Annotated in this window: 15 protein-coding genes; 9 read left to right on the top strand and 6 right to left on the bottom strand. The window is 47.9% G+C overall.

From position 1 onward, the window contains the following. The first annotated feature begins 57 nt into the window (after positions 1-57). The 3 genes from pcrA to M654_RS19970 are packed head-to-tail and all read left to right on the top strand — an operon-like array spanning position 58 to position 5,523. Complete coding sequence (pcrA, locus tag M654_RS19980; protein ID WP_026589677.1) at positions 58-2,280, top strand: DNA helicase PcrA; 2,223 nt, start codon at positions 58-60, stop codon at positions 2,278-2,280. 33 nt (positions 2,281-2,313) lie between these two features. Then, positions 2,314-4,317, top strand: a complete 2,004-nt coding sequence (gene ligA, locus M654_RS19975) for an NAD-dependent DNA ligase LigA (RefSeq protein WP_026589676.1) — start codon at positions 2,314-2,316, stop codon at positions 4,315-4,317. A gap of 15 nt (positions 4,318-4,332) precedes the next feature. Continuing rightward, positions 4,333-5,523, top strand: coding sequence for a CamS family sex pheromone protein (locus tag M654_RS19970; protein WP_026589675.1), 1,191 nt, complete (start codon positions 4,333-4,335; stop codon positions 5,521-5,523). A gap of 38 nt (positions 5,524-5,561) precedes the next feature. Here the strand turns inward: M654_RS19970 and M654_RS19965 are convergent, their stop codons facing one another. After that, a complete protein-coding gene (locus tag M654_RS19965) occupies positions 5,562-6,254 on the bottom strand; it encodes an MgtC/SapB family protein (RefSeq protein ID WP_026589674.1) in 693 nt (230 codons plus the stop codon). A 92-nt stretch (positions 6,255-6,346) separates the two neighbouring features. Here M654_RS19965 and M654_RS19960 point away from each other — a divergent pair, with 92 nt between their 5' ends. Then, complete coding sequence (locus tag M654_RS19960; protein WP_035428791.1) at positions 6,347-6,586, top strand: DUF3951 domain-containing protein; 240 nt, start codon at positions 6,347-6,349, stop codon at positions 6,584-6,586. Here the strand turns inward: M654_RS19960 and putP are convergent. Then, entirely contained in the window at positions 6,583-8,064 is a 1,482-nt protein-coding gene (gene putP / locus M654_RS19955; RefSeq protein WP_026589673.1) for a sodium/proline symporter PutP, read from the bottom strand. The two genes, M654_RS19960 and putP, sit on opposite strands and share 4 nt — an antisense overlap. Before the next feature lie 433 nt (positions 8,065-8,497). Between putP and gatC the strand changes: the two genes are divergently transcribed. Genes gatC through gatB form a run of 3 tightly spaced genes read left to right on the top strand, consistent with a single transcriptional unit; the run spans position 8,498 to position 11,712 of the window. Further along, positions 8,498-8,788: an Asp-tRNA(Asn)/Glu-tRNA(Gln) amidotransferase subunit GatC gene (gatC, locus tag M654_RS19950; protein WP_003179590.1), complete on the top strand. Its 291-nt coding sequence runs from the start codon at positions 8,498-8,500 to the stop codon at positions 8,786-8,788. Between the two features lie 22 nt (positions 8,789-8,810). Then, positions 8,811-10,268: an Asp-tRNA(Asn)/Glu-tRNA(Gln) amidotransferase subunit GatA gene (gene gatA / locus M654_RS19945; RefSeq protein ID WP_026589672.1), complete on the top strand. Its 1,458-nt coding sequence runs from the start codon at positions 8,811-8,813 to the stop codon at positions 10,266-10,268. A gap of 13 nt (positions 10,269-10,281) precedes the next feature. Continuing rightward, positions 10,282-11,712 (top strand): Asp-tRNA(Asn)/Glu-tRNA(Gln) amidotransferase subunit GatB, encoded by a 1,431-nt coding sequence (gatB, locus tag M654_RS19940; protein WP_026589671.1) that lies wholly within the window; start codon positions 10,282-10,284, stop codon positions 11,710-11,712. Between the two features lie 37 nt (positions 11,713-11,749). Here gatB and M654_RS19935 read toward each other — a convergent pair whose 3' ends face one another. Beyond that, positions 11,750-12,835 (bottom strand): glycoside hydrolase family 26 protein, encoded by a 1,086-nt coding sequence (locus tag M654_RS19935; protein ID WP_026589670.1) that lies wholly within the window; start codon positions 12,833-12,835, stop codon positions 11,750-11,752. Between the two features lie 234 nt (positions 12,836-13,069). Between M654_RS19935 and M654_RS19930 the strand changes: the two genes are divergently transcribed. Further along, a complete protein-coding gene (locus M654_RS19930; RefSeq protein ID WP_026589669.1) occupies positions 13,070-14,116 on the top strand; it encodes a 2,3-butanediol dehydrogenase in 1,047 nt (348 codons plus the stop codon). Positions 14,117-14,167: 51 nt separating this feature from the next. Here M654_RS19930 and M654_RS19925 read toward each other — a convergent pair whose 3' ends face one another. Beyond that, the gene (locus M654_RS19925) at positions 14,168-15,016 is read right to left on the bottom strand and encodes a TetR/AcrR family transcriptional regulator (RefSeq protein ID WP_026589668.1); all 849 of its coding nucleotides are present in this window, start codon (positions 15,014-15,016) and stop codon (positions 14,168-14,170) included. Between the two features lie 145 nt (positions 15,017-15,161). Here M654_RS19925 and M654_RS19920 point away from each other — a divergent pair, with 145 nt between their 5' ends. Next, positions 15,162-18,314, top strand: a complete 3,153-nt coding sequence (locus tag M654_RS19920) for an efflux RND transporter permease subunit (protein WP_026589667.1) — start codon at positions 15,162-15,164, stop codon at positions 18,312-18,314. Between the two features lie 74 nt (positions 18,315-18,388). Here the strand turns inward: M654_RS19920 and M654_RS19915 are convergent, their stop codons facing one another. Continuing rightward, complete coding sequence (locus M654_RS19915; protein ID WP_026589666.1) at positions 18,389-18,928, bottom strand: GNAT family N-acetyltransferase; 540 nt, start codon at positions 18,926-18,928, stop codon at positions 18,389-18,391. 16 nt (positions 18,929-18,944) lie between these two features. After that, positions 18,945-19,895, bottom strand: a complete 951-nt coding sequence (locus tag M654_RS19910; protein ID WP_026589665.1) for a nucleoside hydrolase — start codon at positions 19,893-19,895, stop codon at positions 18,945-18,947. Positions 19,896-20,031: the final 136 nt, after the last annotated feature.

The raw sequence follows: 20,031 nt of genomic DNA, 5'->3' as shown, positions 1-20,031 counted from the left end.
AACGAATCGGATTGGTTTATAATAGAACATATGTTTTGAATAGGCGGTGAACGGATTTTGAATTATATTAGCGACCAATTATTAAATGGGTTGAATAAAGTGCAGCAGGAAGCGGTCAGGACAACGGATGGGCCGCTTTTGATCATGGCCGGCGCGGGAAGCGGCAAGACGAGGGTGCTGACACATCGGATCGCCTACCTGATGGCGGAAAAGCGTGTCGCGCCTTGGAATATTTTGGCGATTACCTTTACGAACAAAGCGGCCAGAGAAATGAAAGAACGTGTGGAAAGCATTCTTGGGCCGGGAGCCGATGACATTTGGATTTCGACATTCCACAGCATGTGCGTCAGAATTTTGCGGAGAGATATCGACCGGATCGGGATCAACCGAAATTTCTCAATTTTGGACACCTCAGATCAGCTTTCCGTGATTAAAGGTATTTTAAAAGAGAGAAACATCGATCCGAAAAAATTCGACCCGCGGAGCATTCTCGGTTCGATCAGCGGCGCGAAAAACGAATTGATCGAACCGGAGGAATACGAGAAAACGGCGGGCGGCTTCTTTGATCAGGTCGTCAGCGACGTGTATACGGATTATCAGAAAAAGCTGCGGAAAAATCAGTCGCTCGATTTTGACGACTTGATCATGACGACGATCCGTCTGTTCGACCGGGTTCCCGAAGTGCTCGAATACTATCAGCGCAAATTTCAATACATTCATGTCGATGAGTATCAGGATACAAACAGAGCGCAGTACCTGCTCGTCAAAAAGCTGGCGCAGCGCTTCCAAAACATCTGCGTCGTCGGGGATTCGGACCAGTCGATTTACAGATGGCGCGGGGCGGACATCGCCAACATTCTTTCATTTGAAAAAGACTATCCGAACGCAAGCGTCATTCTGCTTGAACAAAACTACAGATCGACGAAGCGGATTTTGCATGCGGCGAATGAAGTGATCCAACACAATTCAAACAGAAAGCCGAAAAACCTTTGGACGGAAAATGATGAAGGTGCGAAAATCTCTTACTTCAGAGGCGACAATGAATTTGGCGAAGGCCAATTTGTCGCGGGCAAAATCAGGGAGCTTGCCGGCTCCGGAAAACGATCCCTTTCAGACATCGCGATTTTGTACCGGACGAACGCCCAGTCCCGTGTGATCGAGGAAACGTTGATGAAAGCGAACATCAACTATAATATTGTCGGCGGCACGAAATTCTACGACAGAAAAGAAATCAAAGACATTCTCGCGTATTTGCGCCTTGTGGCAAATCCTGATGATGATATCAGCTTCGCAAGGATCGTCAATGTGCCGAAGCGCGGCGTCGGTGCGACGTCCGTCGATAAAATCGCGGCGTATGCCGATATGAACGGGATGTCTTTATTTGAAGCGCTCGGCCAGGTTGATTTTATCGGCCTCAGTGCCAGAGCAGCCAACGCGCTTGACGAGTTCAGACAGATGATCGAAAACTTGACGAATATGCAGGAATACTTATCCGTCACAGAGCTGACGGAAGAAATTCTTGAAAAAACCGAATACCGCGAAATGCTGAAAGCGGAAAAATCTCTGGAAGCCCAGAGCCGTCTCGAAAATATCGACGAGTTTTTATCCGTGACGAAAAACTTTGAGCAGCAAAGCGAAGACAAATCGCTCGTCGCCTTTTTGACGGATTTGGCGCTCATCGCCGATATCGACCAGCTTGATCAAAAAGAAGAAGAGTCCGGAAATAAAGACGCCGTCATTTTAATGACGCTCCATGCCGCAAAAGGGCTTGAATTTCCGGTTGTTTTCCTGATGGGTCTTGAAGAAGGGGTCTTCCCGCACAGCCGCTCCCTGATGGAGGAAGCGGAAATGGAAGAGGAGCGCAGGCTCGCCTATGTCGGCATTACGAGGGCTGAGGAAGAGCTCTATTTGACAAACGCGAAAATGCGGACGTTATTCGGCAGAACGAATATGAATCCGGAATCGAGGTTCATCGCGGAAATACCGGAAGAATTATTGGACAATCTAAATGAGAAGAAGAAAGATTTGAAAAGTCCGTTCGCAAGAAGACCTGAGCGGAGGGGACCGGTGAAGAGACCAGCCGCCGCATCCTACAGCAAAACGGGCGGAGACGGCGTCAATTGGGCCGTCGGCGACAAAGCTTCCCATAAAAAGTGGGGTGTCGGAACGGTCGTCAGCGTCAAAGGATCCGGCGAATCGACAGAGCTTGACATTGCCTTTCCGAGCCCGATCGGAGTGAAGCGTCTTCTCGCGGCCTTTGCGCCAATTGAAAAGCAATAATGGCAAAAGACCTGAAATGAAAGGACGAAATCAATGGAAAAAGAAGCAGCGAAACGCCGTGTGGAACAACTGCGTGCACTGATCAACCAATACAACTATGAATATCACACACTTGACGATCCGAGCGTGCCCGACTCCGAATACGACAAGCTGATGAAGGAGCTCATTTCAATAGAAGAGGAGCACCCTGATCTGAAAACGCCCGACTCTCCTTCACAGCGCGTCGGCGGAGCCGTTTTGGACGCTTTTCAAAAAGTGCAGCACAAAACGCCGATGCTGAGCCTTGGCAACGCGTTTAACGACGAAGATCTGCGCGACTTTGACCGCAGGGTGCGCCAGGCGGTCGGAGACGTTGAATATAACGTTGAATTCAAAATTGACGGTCTTGCCGTTTCATTGCGGTATGAAAACGGCGTATTTGTCAGAGGTGCGACAAGGGGCGACGGAACGACCGGCGAGGATATCACAGAGAATTTGAAGACGATTAGAACCATTCCCCTCAAAATGAAGCGCGACCTTTCGATTGAAGTGCGCGGGGAAGCCTACATGCCGAAACGCTCCTTCGAATTGCTGAATGAAGCGCGGCATGAAAGGGGCGAAGAGCCGTTTGCAAACCCGCGCAATGCGGCTGCCGGCTCCTTAAGACAGCTTGATCCGAAAATTGCCGCGAAACGAAATCTTGATATCTTCGTCTACAGTATAGCGGAGCTTGACGAAATGGGTGTCGAAAGGCAGAGCCAGGGGCTCGATTTTCTCGATGAACTCGGCTTTAAAACGAATCACGAACGAAAAAAATGCAGCACGATCGAAGAAGTCATCGAAATCGTTGAAGAGCTGAAGACAAAACGGGCCGACCTCCCGTATGAAATTGACGGGATCGTCATTAAAGTCGATTCCCTTCACCAACAGGATGAGCTCGGCTATACGGCGAAAAGCCCGCGCTGGGCGATCGCCTACAAATTTCCGGCTGAAGAGGTTGTCACAAAGCTGTTGGATATTGAATTGAGCGTCGGCCGCACAGGCGTTGTGACGCCGACGGCGATCCTGGAGCCCGTGAAAGTGGCGGGAACGACGGTCCAAAGAGCTTCCCTTCACAACGAAGATTTAATTAAGGAGAAGGACATCCGGCTTTTGGACAAAGTCGTCATCAAAAAAGCGGGCGACATCATCCCTGAGGTTGTCAATGTCCTTGTTGAACAGCGGACCGGTGAGGAAAAGGAGTTCAATATGCCGGAGGAATGTCCGGAATGCGGAAGCGAACTCGTCCGAATCGAAGGCGAAGTCGCGCTTCGCTGCATCAATCCGGAATGTCCGGCACAGATCAGGGAAGGCCTGATTCATTTCGTTTCCCGCAATGCCATGAATATAGAGGGGCTCGGTGAGCGTGTCATCACCCAGCTGTTCCGTGAGGATTTGGTCCACAATGTCGCAGACCTTTACAAGCTGACAAAGGATCAGCTGATCAAGCTTGAACGGATGGGCGAAAAATCGACCGACAACCTGTTGGCCTCCATCGACAAATCGAAGGAAAATTCATTGGAGCGGCTGCTTTTCGGCCTCGGCATCCGCTTTATCGGCGAGAAAGCGGCGAAAACGCTCGCCATGCATTTCGAAACGCTCGACAGGCTTAAAAAAGCATCAAAAGAAGAATTAATCGAAGTGGAAGAAATCGGCGATAAGATGGCGGACGCCCTCGTCACTTATTTTGAAAAAGAAGAGATTCTGAAGCTGTTGGCTGAGCTGGAAGAGCTCGGCGTCAATACGGTTTACAAAGGCCCGAAAAAAGCGGCCGCCGAAGACAGCGATTCCTATTTTGCCGGAAAAACGATCGTGCTGACCGGTAAGCTCAGCGAGATGTCGCGAAACGACGCGAAAGCGGAAATTGAAGCGCTCGGGGGAAAAATCACAGGCAGTGTAAGCAAAAAAACCGATCTTATCATTGCCGGCGAAGCGGCAGGCAGCAAACTGGCCAAAGCTGAAGAGCTGAACATCGAAGTCTGGGATGAAGCAAGGCTGATCAGTGAGCTAAAGAAATAAGAGGAGTGTGTTCTATTGAAAAAGATATTATGTTTGGCGGCTGCTGCGGGTATGCTGATGCTCTCAGCCTGTGCGCCGAATTTTGGGGGAGAAGAAGAACAGGAGATGGTCCAAAAGACGGAAAAGTCAAAAGAAAAAGCGATCATTCCGAAATACAACATCTCTGATTCTTATTATAAAATGGTTCTTCCTTTTAAAGCCGGAAAAGCCCGGGGATTGACGACAGAGCGGCTGAATACGAGGCTTGACATCGATGAATTTGAAACAGGCATGATGCGCCTCGCACAGAATTCTTTCCCTACGGACGATTACCTTTTTCAGGAAGGTCAATATTTGGATGAAGATACTGTGACAAGCTGGCTGGCACGGAAAAAAACGGGCGATGACCTGAAGAAGGCGCAGAAAGAAGATAAGAATTTTGAAAATCTCGGGCTGAATCCGCCTCTTTCCGGAAGCGGGTCAAAGGAAGAGCAAAACGAGAAAAGCCCGATCTATCTCGCTCATATGCTTGAGCACGATTACCTTGTCCGCAAAGACAAAGACACGATCGAGCTGGGCGGTGTTGTCATCGGTCTGGCGCTCAATTCTGTTTACTATTACCGCGAAAATGTCGGCGATCCGCAAAAAGAAGTGACAATCAGCGATAAAAAATTGAAAACAGAAGGTGAAAAGATCGCGCAGGAAGTCGCAAAACGAATCCGCAACATGGATGATCTGAAGAATATTCCGATGACGATCGTCCTATACAAACAGGCGCCGAAATCATCGATCGTGCCTGGAAACTTTATCGCAAAAACCGAAGTGAAAGCAGGTTCAAGCGAAATCAGCGGCTGGGACAATATCAATGAAGAATACACCTTCTTCCCATCAGATGAAGGGAAGGAAAAGCACCCGGATGACTCAGAGCTTTTTAAACGGTTTAAAAATAAAGTCGATACGTATTTCCCGAACTACACAGGTGTTGTCGGCACAGCCTTGTATAAAGACGGCGAAATGCAGGAGATGAAAATCAATATCCCGATGCAGTTTTACGGGAAAAGCGAAGTCATTGCCTTTACGCAATTTCTGACCGGTGAAGTGATGGATTACTACGGTAAGAGCGGACTGAATGTGGAAATCAACATTACGTCATCTGACGGACAGGAAGCCCTCATCCTCAAAAAGCCGGGAGACAAAGAACCGACCGTTCATATTTATGATTCATAAAAGAAGAAGCAGCTGGATAAGGCTGCTTCTTTTCGCACTTAAAGCGTATCGCATTTCACCCCGACGACACCGTCGATCGCTTTGATGTCGTAATAAACATCAGTGACATACCTCTTCTTATGGACCATGATTTTCGTTTCCATAATCGGGAAGTCTTTTTCCCGCATATCATCGATCCGGACGGAGTGAATCCGGATGTCTTTCGCTTTCATTTCCTTGAGGATATCGGTCATTTTATCCTTATCAGACAGCGACATGCGAATGCGGATTTCTTTTTCCTGGAGACGGTCCGGACCGATTTTCCCGATCAGCCATGGCAAAAACTCGACGCTCACTAATATAAAGATCAGACTGATAAATGCTTCTTTGTAAAAACCGGCGCCAATCGCAACGCCGAGACCTGCCGCACCCCAGATCATCGCAGAGGTGGTCAGGCCGGATATGACATCATTGCTTTTTCTTAAGATGACGCCGGCCCCGATAAAGCCGATGCCGGAAATAATTTGCGCCGGCAGCCGCAACGGGTCCATCATAATCCTGTTTGATTTCGGAAAATGATAGGCTGCATCAATGCTCACCAATGTCAGGACGCATGAGCTGATCGCAATGACAATACAGGTTTTCAAGCCGAGCGGCTTGTTTTTCAATTCCCTTTCAAGACCGATGACCATGCCGATCAATGTCGCTGTTCCCAGCTTCAGGACCGTATCAAGGTCGATATGCCAATCCATGCCTTCGGACCTCCTTTCTCACTGAGCTGATTGATATGATTTTCTCACAGACATGACCGACAGACAACCATTTTTGAAAGGCGGGACTTTGCATGCTGATGTTTTTATCACTCATGTTTCCACTGGCGGTTTCCGTCATCATCTTGGCTGCTGCCTGCAATATGTTGATCCGCAAAAAAACCATTCAAAACCACTATACCCCTTTTGATTATATTGCCGGACAAACCGCAAAAGAATTCCATGAAGAAAAAAAGAGAAGCAAAGCCGGGACGATGATGAAAATAAAAAAGCTGCCAGGACATATATCTGGCAGCTTTTTTGTTGATGATTAAGAATGATTATCCTCGTGCGTCTGTTCCATTTCCTCAAACATGTCAGAAGCGACTTTAGCCGGCTTATTCGTCGTCAGACTGACAACGATAACGGCAAGCAGACTCAGGAAGAATCCAGGGATCATTTCATATACGCCGGTTGCCTCTTGAAGTCCGAAAATAATACAAATCAACACGGTGACAGCCCCTGTAATCATACCCGCTAATGCGCCCCACTGGTTCATTCGTTTCCAGTACAGGCTGAGAAGAATGGCGGGTCCAAAGGCGGATCCAAACCCTGCCCAAGCATAGCCGACGAGATCCAAGATCGTGTCATTTGGGCTTATGGACAGAAGAATGGCGATGACAGCGACCAGGAGAACGCTCAGACGGCCGACAAAGACAAGCTCTTTATCGGTAGCTTTGCGGCGGAAGAACGTTCTGTAAAAGTCTTCCGTCATGGCGCTAGACGTCACCAACAGCTGGGACGATACAGTACTCATGATAGCCGCAAGCAATGCGGAAAGCAGGAATCCTGTAATCAACGGATGGAACAATACCTTTGAAAAGACGATGAAGATCGTTTCAGGATCTTTCAGACTTGCACCCGTCTCATGGATATACGCCACTCCGATCAGTCCGACAAGCAATGCGCCGATGACAGAGATAATCATCCAGCCCATCGCAATGCGTCGGGCTGGCTTCAGCTCTTTTACGGATGAAATCGCCATAAAGCGGACGATGATATGCGGTTGCCCGAAGTAGCCGAGTCCCCAGGCAAGGAAGGAAATAATGCTAATGACGGTCGTTCCTTTGAAGAAATCAAGCAAGCTCGGATCGATTTCTTCTATCACATTTAAAGTCGGCGTAACTCCGCCTAATTGAGTAAAGGCAACGATCGGCACGAGCACTAAAGCGATAAACATAATCAAACCTTGCAGAAAGTCCGTCAGACTGACAGCCAAAAATCCTCCAAACAGCGTATAAGCGATCACGACTGCGGCCGTTACAAATAAACCGACTTTGTAATCAAGGCCAAACGCCGTTTCAAACAGCCGTCCTCCAGATACCATACCGGCTGACGTGTACAGTGTGAAAAACACGATGATGACAATGGCCGATGCCAGGCGCAAGATTCTTGTTGTATCATTGAACCGGTTTTCAAAAAAGTCCGGAATTGTTATCGCGTCGTTCGCTACTTCCGTATATGTGCGCAGACGGGGAGCAACGACTAAATAGTTCACATAAGCTCCTATCGTTAAACCAACTGCAAGCCAGGCGCTTGATAGTCCTGATACATACATGGCCCCTGGGAGTCCCATCAGCATCCATCCGCTCATGTCAGAAGCGCCGGCCGATAAAGCCGTAACAGCGGGCCCGAGACCTCTGCCGCCAAGCATATAGTCGTTCAGATTGGATGTTTTTCTGTAGGAATACCAACCGATTAAAAGCATAGTGGCAAAATAAATCCCCAACGAAATAAATATTTCAACACTCACGTTTCATATCTCTCCTCTTTAAAAATAATGTGGCATCACCTCTTTAGAATTTTCGACAATACTGATTTTATGCGTACGAAGAATGATTGCAGAGCCTTCTTTTTAAGGATCAAGTATTGGAATAATTAAGGCGCTGCCAATATGATCGTACTTAGTTAACTAACCTATCAAACTATTGGAAATCAATCAACCGTTATAAGCCCATTATTTTTTGACAAAAGGAAGCAAAGGGCCTGATAAGCATCCTAATGAAAGCGCTTACAATTATTATTCAAAGTAAAAATATTCTGAATATTAGGACGAGATGTCTTGTCCGGGATTTTCGTATACAATGAAAAAGGGCTGAAATCGCGGTTTTGTTGATTTAGCAGGCTGGTATTTGATATGATCAGTATTATATGACTAAACGAGAATCATCATGGAGGTGTTTTTTATGTCACGTATTTCTATAGAAGAAGTAAAACATGTCGCCCATCTTGCCAGACTGGCGATTACGGACGAGGAAGCGGCGATGTTTACCGAACAGCTGGACAGCATTATTTCATTTGCAGAAGAGCTGAATGAAGTCGATACAGAGAATGTTAAACCAACAACGCATGTATTGCAAATGAAGAATATCATGAGGGAAGACGTTCCTGATAAAGGCCTTCCGGTTGAAGATGTCGTCAAAAACGCGCCTGATCATAAAGACGGCTATATCCGCGTGCCGTCAATCTTGGACTAAATAAAGGAGGGAGCGAGAGAACATGTCATTGTTTGACCATAAAATATCTGAATTAAAACGTCTCATACATAATAAAGAGATCAGCATATCAGATTTAGTCGATGAATCTTACAAACGGATTCAGGAAGTTGACGGAAAGGTACAGGCCTTTTTGCAGCTTGATGAAGAAAAAGCCCGCGCCTATGCCAAAGAATTGGACGAAGCGCTTGAGACACGGGGCGAGCACGGCCTTCTTTTCGGGATGCCGATCGGAATCAAGGATAATATCGTCACAAAGGATCTGCGCACTACCTGTGCCAGCAAAATCCTCGACAATTTCGACCCGATCTATGATGCAACGGTTGTCGAGCGGCTTCATGAAGCTGAAGCGGTTACCATCGGAAAGCTGAACATGGACGAGTTTGCCATGGGATCTTCCACAGAGAATTCAGGCTTCCAAAAAACGAAAAACCCGTGGAATCTTGAAACCGTTCCAGGCGGATCAAGCGGGGGCTCCGCAGCTGCGGTGGCGGCGGGAGAAGTCCCGTTTTCACTCGGATCTGACACGGGCGGATCGATCCGGCAGCCGGCTTCTTTCTGCGGCGTCGTCGGCTTAAAGCCAACATACGGCCGCGTGTCCAGATATGGTCTTGTCGCATTTGCGTCTTCATTGGATCAAATCGGTCCGATCACAAGAAATGTCGAGGACAACGCTTACTTGCTCCAAGCGATTTCCGGCGTCGACAAAATGGATTCGACAAGCGCGAATGTCGACGTGCCTGACTATTTGTCAGCATTAACGGGCGATATTAAAGGACTGAAAATCGCGGTACCGAAAGAATACCTCGGCGAAGGCGTCGGTGAAGAAGCGAGAAATTCCGTGCTTGAAGCGCTGAAAGTGCTCGAAGGCCTTGGCGCGACATGGGAAGAGGTGTCGTTGCCGCACAGCAAATACGCGCTGGCGACCTATTACCTGCTTTCTTCATCTGAAGCTTCGGCAAACCTGGCGCGCTTCGACGGCATCCGCTACGGCTACCGCACGGACAATGCCGACAACCTGATCGACCTATACAAACAGACGCGTTCCGAAGGCTTTGGAAACGAAGTCAAACGCCGCATCATGCTCGGTACATTCGCGCTGAGCTCCGGCTATTACGACGCGTACTATAAAAAAGCGCAGAAAGTCAGAACACTGATCAAAAAGGACTTTGAAGACGTATTTGCGAACTATGACGTCATCATCGGACCGACAACGCCGACACCGGCATTTAAAATCGGCGAAAAAACGAGCGATCCGCTGACCATGTACGCCAACGACATCCTGACGATCCCAGTCAACCTTGCGGGCGTTCCGGGAATCAGCGTACCGTGCGGATTTGCGAACGGCTTGCCGCTCGGCCTGCAAATCATCGGCAAACACTTTGATGAAAGCACAGTATACCGCGTCGCCCACGCATTCGAACAGGCGACAGACCATCATAAAGCAAAACCTGAACTGTAAGGGGTGAAAAAACATGAACTTTGAAACGGTAATCGGACTTGAAGTCCACGTGGAGCTCAAAACAAAATCGAAAATTTTCTCCAGTTCTCCAACGCCATTCGGCGCAGCGGCCAACACGCAGACAAGCGTCATTGATCTGGGCTATCCGGGCGTGCTGCCTGTGTTGAACAAAGAAGCCGTCAATTTCGCGATGAAAGCGGCGATGGCGCTCAACTGCGAAATTGCGACAGAAACGAAATTCGACCGGAAAAACTATTTCTACCCCGACAACCCGAAAGCTTATCAAATTTCACAATTTGATAAACCGATCGGCGAAAACGGCTGGATCGAAATCGAAGTCGGCGGAAAAACGAAGCGCATCGGCATCACCCGCCTTCATTTGGAAGAGGATGCGGGAAAACTGACACATACAGGTGACGGCTACTCCCTTGTCGACTATAACCGCCAGGGAACACCGCTCGTTGAAATCGTCTCCGAGCCCGATATCAGAACGCCTGAAGAAGCTTACGCCTATCTTGAAAAGCTGAAATCGATCATTCAGTATACAGGTGTTTCCGACTGTAAGATGGAGGAAGGATCGCTCCGCTGCGACGCCAACATCTCGCTCCGTCCGATCGGCCAAGAGGAGTTCGGGACAAAGACAGAGTTGAAAAACCTGAACTCATTCGCCTTTGTTCAAAAAGGACTTGAGCACGAAGAGAAACGCCAGGCGCAGGTTCTGTTGCCAGGCGGTGTCATCCAGCAGGAGACGCGCCGCTATGATGAAGCGTCCAAAACGACGATTTTGATGAGGGTCAAAGAGGGATCTGACGACTACCGCTACTTCCCTGAGCCTGATCTTGTCGAGCTTTACATTGACGACGAGTGGAAGCAGCGTGTGAAAGACAGCATTCCTGAGCTTCCGGACGAGCGCCGCAAGCGCTACATCGAAGCGCTTGGCCTGCCTGCCTATGACGCGAAAGTGCTGACTTTGACAAAGGAAATGTCCGACTTCTTCGAAGCGGCCGTCGAAAAAGGAGCAGACGCGAAGCTGGCGTCGAACTGGCTGATGGGTGAAGTATCGGCTTACTTAAACGCCCAGCAAAAAGAGCTTGCCGATGTCGCGCTCACACCTGAAGGTCTTGCCGGATTGATCAAGCTGATCGAAAAAGGAACGATTTCATCGAAAATCGCGAAAAAGGTCTTCAAAGAATTGATCGAAAAAGGCGGAGACGCAGAAAAAATCGTCAAAGAAAAAGGCCTTGTGCAAATCTCTGACGAAGCGACACTTCGGAAACTCGTCACTGAAGCGCTCGACAACAATCCGCAGTCGATCGAAGACTTTAAAAACGGTAAAGACCGCGCGATCGGCTTCCTAGTCGGCCAAATCATGAAAGCCTCAAAAGGCCAGGCGAACCCGCCGATGGTCAACAAGCTGCTTCTTGAAGAAATCAACAAACGATAAAAAAAACCGCATGGAGAGACGCCTCCATGCGGTTTTTTTATTCAACGACAGGCGTTAATGAATCGCCGTCCCATACTTCTCCTTTATTCAGCGTCCAGCTGTTGTTGTAAAGGCTTGATGCGCCCTTGTTTGCGGCAGGGCTCCAGCCGTCATTCCAGGCCAAAAAGTAAACGGTTTTCGGATACTTTTGTCTGATTGCATTAATAAATGAAGCGTAATCAAAGCTGCCGTTCGTTTCCTGCGGTCCGACTTCTGTGAAGGCAAACGGCTTATCAAGCGATGTCAGCTCTTCATATCCCTGAATAGAATCGGCGTCGGCAAAGTAAGCATCCAATCCAACAATATCAACATAGGAAGATCCCGGATAAAAATCAGCTTTAAAATCTCTGTTGGCATCAGGCGCATACACCCATATAAGGTTGTCCAATCCTCTTTCATTTGTCATATAGTGATAGATTTTTTGATAAAGCTGTTTGTATAAAGCGATCCTCTCACTGTCTTTTTGATTATATTCTGTCAGCCCCCACCAGAACCACTCGCCGTTCATTTCGTGAAGAGGTCTGAAAAGGACGGGCACACCTTCATTTTTCAGTTCTTCAAGACCATCTGCGATCTTCTCCAACATGGCATCAAGACGCTTTCCTTCGGCCGTTGATGAATCTAATATGTGTTGATACTGGCTGTTGGAAATCTGTGTTTTGTAGTGGCCTGAAGTAAACGCCGGGTTTGCCAGATGCATGCTGATTTGAGGGATGCCGCCGCTTTTCCAGTATGAAATCAAATCGCTGTTGCAGCTGTGGTCAACGGTATCGGTGATATCTGCCGGCTCAAGCCACCCTCTTGCATAATCACATCCGTAAATCGCAGGCAGCTGCCCCGTTGTATTTTTTAATTGATTGGCTTCAGCCATAGAAAACGTATCAAGACTGTAACCGCCGAATGCACCCGACATCACCCGGTTTTCCGATCTGTTCGGCAGATGTGCGAGCCAGTTCATAGTTGCTTTCGTTGTTGGCTGGGCATTCGGATTCACCGGTGAAACCGTATGAGCGGATGCGGCCGGTGATGCAGCCAATATGAATAATGAAGCGATAACAAAACTGATGATATGTCTTTTCATGATCGTAAACCTCCTGTTTTTTATGAAATTTAACAAAATACACCTTATTTTACTAGAATAAAAATAGATAAACATGAGCCATCGGGATCTGTTTGTTTCTGAAATATGTAAATCACTGTCCTTATATGAGAAAAGACCTGCTGTAGACGAAAGCGTGGTTTTTAGATATGTTTGTTGGAATATTAGGAATAGAAGCACAATAAAATGAATCAAAATATTGTATTCAGGAGGCGAAAAATGAAAGCGCTTAGATGGCACGGCGCCGGGGATTTGCGATTGGAACAGATTGAAGAGCCCAAGGCGACGAAAGGGAAGGTGAAAGTGAAAATCAAATGGTGCGGAATTTGCGGGAGCGATCTGCACGAGTATACGGCAGGCCCGATTTTTATTCCGACAGAAACACATCCGCTAAGCGGTGATAAAGCCCCGATTGTGCTGGGGCATGAATTTTCCGGGGAGGTCGTCGAGGTCGGGGAAGGAGTGACAACTGTTCAAGCCGGAGACCGTGTAACGGTCGAACCGATCTACGCCTGCGGCGAATGTGAGGCTTGTCTCAAAGGAAAGTATAACCTTTGCGAACAATTAGGGTTCTTCGGCCTCGCCGGGGGAGGCGGCGGTTTTTCCGAGTATGCAGCCGTACCTGCGGACATGATTCACCAATTGCCGGAAACGGTGTCATTTGAACAAGGCGCTCTTGTTGAGCCGGCAGCTGTTGCCCTTCACGCCGCCCGCCAAAGCAAACTGAAAGTCGGTGACAAAGCGGCCGTTTTTGGGACGGGCCCGATCGGTTTGCTTGTGATTGAAGCATTAAAAGCATCCGGAGCAGCAGACATCTACGCTGTCGAAATTTCAGACATCCGCCGCCAAAAAGCAGCTGAGCTTGGTGCGATCACCATTGATCCAAAACAATGCGATCCGGTTAGTGAAATTCAAAAACGGACAAACGGCGGTGTGGATGTTGCCTTTGAAGTGACAGGCGTGCCGCCGGTTTTAAAACAGGCGATTCATGCGACGAAAATGGAAGGAGAAACAATGGTCGTCAGCATTTTTGAAAAAGAAGCGCCAATTCACCCTCATGACATCGTCATGAAAGAACGGACATTAACCGGAATCATCGGCTACCGCGATGTTTTTCCAGCGGTCATCAGCTTAATGGCTCAAGGGTATTTCCCGGCTGACAAATTGGTAACGAAGCGAATTACGCTTGATAAGGTGATAGAAGAGGGCTTTGAAGGATTATTGAAAGAAAGAGACCAGGTGAAGATCCTTGTTCAAGCTGAATAAATAAGAAAACCAGATTTCATGTTTTTAGAAATCTGGTTTTTATTCGCAGTGTCAACGATCGAAAAAACGGGAGATCATCTGAAATAGATGACCGACGTTTTCCTCTTCCGCCAAGTTTGAAAGCATACCTTGTATCACCGGCTTTCGCGGAGCCTCTCTCTTCAGCTCTTCTTCGATTACATCGAGCGTGATCAAGATATCCTCAGGCAGCTCCGTTTTGCTTTTGATCCTCTCTATTTCCTGCAAAATGGCGTTTTCGTCGAGCGGATTATCGGCGTTTCTGCAAAAACTGTAGGTCTGATCAGCAAGAACCGGCTGCTCTCCGCTTTGAATCATGCCATTGATCATATCGTCAATTCTTCTAATAATAAAGTCTGCAAGATTGTAAAAATCAATATCGACTTCATTGAAGATAAATAAGTTTTGATAGGATTGCACAATTCCTTGAACGATGACCGACAAGTCAGGCAGAAAAGGCTTCACAATATCGCCGTAGGCTGCCAAAAGCGCCTCCTGATACATTTCGTGAAATTTCCTGCCGACCTTTGTGAAATACTCCTCGATTTTGCTGTTTTCGGGTATGCTGTGTTCGCTGATCATCACGAGAATAAAATCCCTGTGCTCCTTGCTCTCCTTGAATTGATAGGCGATCTGCTCTTTGAACGTCTCTCTCGGAGGGAAGTTTTTCTGCTGAATCTTCTTCATATTTTCCATCGTGCGATCGATATAATACTTAATGATTGCAAGCAACAGCGCTTCTTTCGATTTAAAATGCAGATAGAAAGCCCCTTTAGAGATTTCGCATTCATTGGCGATTTCCTGAATCGTCGTGGAAGCAAACCCGTTTTTTGCAAAAAGATGGAGGCCGGCTTTTATGATTTTTTCTTCTTTTTCTGTCATGAAAGTACCCCTTTAATTAAACATTAAAATTAAATAAACTTTACATGTATAAGTTGACGCTGTTTACTTTTCATGTTTATTATTATATAGAATGACCAGTCAGTCAATGTGTGATAAAGAGAAAGATATATAAATGGAGGTCGCAATGAATTCTATCATTAATTTTGTGCTAAAGAACAAGTTCGCTGTGTGGCTGATGACGATTATTGTTACGGTTGCCGGCCTTTACGCGGGTTTGAATATGAAGCAAGAATCCATTCCTGATGTAAACATGCCTTACCTGACAATTAGCACGACCTATCCGGGAGCTACCCCAAGCCAAGTGGCTGATGAGGTGACGAAACCGGTTGAACAAGCGGTGCAGAATCTGGACGGTGTCAATGTTGTCACCTCTACGTCTTATGAAAACGCATCGTCGGTTATGATCGAGTATGACTATGAGAAGGATATGGACAAAGCGAAAACAGAAGCGGCTGAAGCGCTGGAAAACGCCAAGCTGCCTGATGACGCACAAGATCCGGAAATTTCACGCTACAGCATGAATTCCTTCCCGATTTTGACGCTCAGCGTCTCCAGTGATCAAGACAATCTGCAGGAGCTGACGAAACAAGTGGAAGACAGCCTTGTTCCGAAGCTTGAAGGTGTCGAAGGGGTAGCGTCCGTCCAAGTTTCCGGCCAGCAGGTTGAAGAGGTTGAATTCTCTTTTAAAGAAGACAAAATGAAAGAATACGGCCTTGACGAAGACACGGTCAAGCAGGTGATTCAAGGTTCTGATGTGACAACTCCGCTCGGATTGTACACATTCGGCAATAAGGAAAAATCAGTCGTCGTCAGCGGCGATATTGAAACAATCAAAGATTTGAAAAATATGAGAATCCCGACCGCGTCTGCTTCAGGCGCAAGCGGTGCACAAGCCGCACAAAGCGCGCAGGCGGCGCAGAATCCGCAGGCGGCCGCACAGGCGCAGCAAAGCGCCGCCTCAGGTATACCGACGGTCAAGCTTTCCGAGATTGCCAATATTAAAGATGTCAAAAAAGCTGAGTCGATTTCACGCACAAATGGAAAAGACAGCATCGGCATCAACATCATCAAAGCAAACGACGCCAACACGGTCGAAGTGGCCGACAGTGTAAAAGGTGTAATGAAACAATACAAGGAAGACCATAAAGGCTTTGAATACAGCGCAACATTGGATATGGCCGAACCGATCACAGAGTCGGTCGAAACGATGCTGAGCAAAGCCATTTTCGGAGCGATCTTTGCGGTTGTGATCATACTCTTATTCTTAAGAGATATTAAATCAACAATGATCTCGATCATTTCGATTCCGCTATCATTGCTGATCGGATTGCTTGTGCTGAGCCAGCTTGATATCACGTTGAATATCATGACGCTCGGCGCCATGACAGTCGCGATTGGCAGGGTTGTCGACGACTCCATCGTTGTCATCGAGAACATCTACCGCCGCATGAGGCTCAAAGATGAACCGCTCCGCGGAAAAGCCCTTGTTCGCGAAGCGACGAAAGAAATGTTTTTGCCGATCATGTCATCAACGATCGTAACGATTGCGGTATTCCTGCCGCTCGCACTTGTCGGCGGCCAAATCGGCGAATTGTTTATCCCGTTTGCTTTAACGATCGTATTTGCGCTTGCCGCATCCCTCCTGATTGCGATCACGCTCGTGCCGATGCTTGCGCACAGCCTGTTCAAAAAATCGTTGACGGGTGCACCGGTGAAAGGGAAAGAGCATAAGCCGGGAAGGCTTGCGAATTTCTACAAAAAAGTATTGAATTGGTCCCTAAGCCATAAATGGATAACATCGCTCATCGCGATTCTGATGCTTGTCGGAAGCTTGTTCCTTGTACCGCTGATCGGTGCGAGCTACCTGCCTTCCGAACAGGAAAAAACGGTGCAGATCACTTATACGCCTGAACCGGGGGAAACGAAAAAAGAAGCGGAAGATGAAGCCGCAAAAGCTGAAAAGCTGTTATTGGACCGCAAGCACGTCGATACGGTTCAGTATTCATTAGGTTCAGGAAATCCGCTCATGGGAATGGGAGGAAGTTCAAACAGCGCGCTGTTCTACATCAAATATGAAGAAGATACGCCTGATTTTGATAAAGAAAAGGACAATGTGCTAAACGCGATCAAGAAGAAATCCGACCGCGGCGAATGGAAAGTTCAGGACTTCAGCTCTTCGGGCAGCAACAATGAATTAGCGTATTATGTGTACGGTGATTCAGAAAAAGACATTAAAGGCACTGTCAAAGACATTGAAAAGATCATGAAGGATCAAAAAGATCTGAAAGACGTCGACACAGGCCTTTCCAGCACATATGATGAGTACACATTTGTGGCTGACCAAGAAAAGCTCAGCAAGCTTGGACTGACGGCGTCGCAAATTTCCCAGGCGCTCATGACGCAAACATCACAGTCTCCTTTGACAACCGTGAAAAAGGACGGAAAAGAGCTTGACGTCAACATTAAAACAGAAAAAGACGAGTATAAGAGCGTCAAAGATTTAGAAAACAAAAAGATCACCACAGCGACAGGCCAGGAAGTAAAAATCGGCGATGTTGCCGAGGTGAAAAAAGGTTCGACTTCTGACACCGTTTCAAAACGCGACGGAAAAGTATATGCCGACGTGACGGCGAAAGTCACGTCAGACAATGTCACAGCGGTATCACAGGCTGTCCAGAAGAAAATCGACAAGCTTGACCTTCCTGACAATGTCACGATCGATACCGGCGGTGTCTCCGCAGATATCGCGGAATCATTTACACAGCTCGGTTTGGCGATGCTGGCCGCGATTGCGATCGTCTACCTCGTGCTCGTGATTACATTCGGCGGTGCGCTCGCGCCATTTGCGATTCTGTTCTCGCTGCCGTTTACCGTCATCGGCGCTTTGGTCGGACTTTATGTATCAGGAGAAACGATCAGTCTCAACGCGATGATCGGAATGCTGATGCTGATCGGAATCGTCGTCACAAACGCGATTGTCTTAATCGACCGCGTCATCCATAAGGAAGCGGAAGGACTGTCTACAAGAGAAGCGCTTCTTGAAGCCGGCTCTACAAGACTCCGCCCGATCCTGATGACAGCCATCGCAACCATCGGCGCCTTGCTTCCATTGGCGTTCGGATTCGAAGGCGGCAGCCAGATCATCTCAAAAGGACTCGGCGTTACCGTCATCGGCGGTTTAATCAGCTCCACGCTCCTCACACTTCTGATTGTGCCGATCGTCTATGAAGTATTGGCCAAATTCCGCCGGAAAAAGCCGGGAGTGGAAGAAGAGTAGGATAAAGATGAAAGCCTCAGCGGCAAGCTGAGGCTTTTTTCGTTTAGTTCCGTTGGAGAGAACCGCGGGGCATTTCAATCATTCGGATTGATGACAGCGAGCATTTGATGATCTTCCCATTTGCCGTTGATCTTAACGTTTTTCCGAGCGATGCCTTCTTTATGAAAACCCGCTTTCTCCAGCACCCGAATGGATGCGAGATTATGAGGCATGACACCGGCTTCGATGCGGTGCAGCTTCAGTTCTTCAAAGGCGAATTCGACCATCAGCCTGCACGCTTCAGTTGTATAGCCTTTGCCATTATGTTTCTCATCTAAAAAATAGCCGATAAAAGCGCATTGCAGAGCGCCGCGCAGCACTTGAAAAAGATTGATCGTCCCGATCAGCGCGTCGTTTGCCTGAAGAAAGATGCCGAAATAATAGTCTTCATCTTCTTGCATCTTGTCATAGAAGGTTGTCAGCCTTTGTTTCTGTCCTTCAAGTGTATAAAAATCATCGCTCCGCTCCATGGAAAACCTTTCGAAAAACGCGCGGTTGTCGATCTGCAATTTGAGGCATGCCTCAGCGTCGCGTACTGTCAGCGGCCTGACATAAACGTGTTCCCCTTTTTTCATCTGCTTCGTCTCCTTTTCAAGTTGGAATGCGGTCTGCTTTTTTCATCAACTCTTCAAAGTAAAGAAAAAATGTGTCCCTGTCGACTTGCTCGACGACTTCGACCCGTCTTCCGTCCGGGTGCTCTTCTGTTCTCCCTTGGCGCGGGCTTTCCGTGTGCACAATCGCATGGACGGTCCGCGAACGGGTGAAATCTTTGGCGCCGAGCGTGAGCGTTGTCAGCACATCCCAAAGGTAGTAGGTGGAATTCGTCTCCGTATGGACAAGCGGCGGGCACATCGCATAGCACTGGCCGATAAAGTCGATCCCGACATGCTTCCTGAGGATCGCCCAATGGGAGCGGATCTCAGTTGTCAAAGGCACCTGGTTCGTGCTTTCAAGGGCAACCATTTCGATCTGAATGTCAGCTTGAAATACCGTCTTCACACTGTACGGGTCCCAAAACGCGTTCCATTCCGCCGTCCCGTCGTGCCCAGGCTCTTCCACATTCCCTTTCTCAAGGAAGGTGCTGCCCATCCAGACAAGCTTTGCAATCTGTTCGGTGATGGATGGGTCTTTTTCCAAGGCCCGGGCCAAATCTGTCAGCGGTGCTGTGAAAAGCAGTATCACAGGCTCTTTACTGTTTTTGAGCTTCTCAATCAAATGAAGATGGGCGGGAAGGTCGGATATCGGCGTTTTGGCAGGGCCATTTTCATTTAAAATCGGCAGAGCGTCGACATAAAAGGCATGCATGCGCCACTCCTTTGGAAACGGATGAATACCTCTGGAGTCGGAAGCGGCCGTTTCGACCGGATAGGACCCGAAGCGGTCGATGATCTTCCGGCTTGCGCTTAGCGCGGGCTCCAGGTAGCAATCCGCGGGAATGACCGATGCGCCGACCAATTTGACATCCTCCATCTGCAAAAGCAGAAACAAGGAGACGAGATCATCCACGCCTCCGTCGTGATTAAAATAAACAAGTTTCTTCACAAGCATCATCCCCTTTGCTGTCGTCATGTTTCCTATTCTACATCAATCCATCTCCTGGTTAGGAAAATTTATCTAAAGTTAAACAAAAAGCTGGTATGATTTGTTGCGATTTTTTAAACAACTAGTATAATTAAAG

The organism is Bacillus sp. NSP9.1, from assembly GCF_000465465.2.
GTDB classification, from domain to species: Bacteria; Bacillota; Bacilli; order Bacillales; family Bacillaceae; genus Bacillus; species Bacillus sonorensis_A.
Note: the sequence above shows the minus strand (reverse complement) of the source record. Positions and strands in the feature narration are given on the sequence as shown.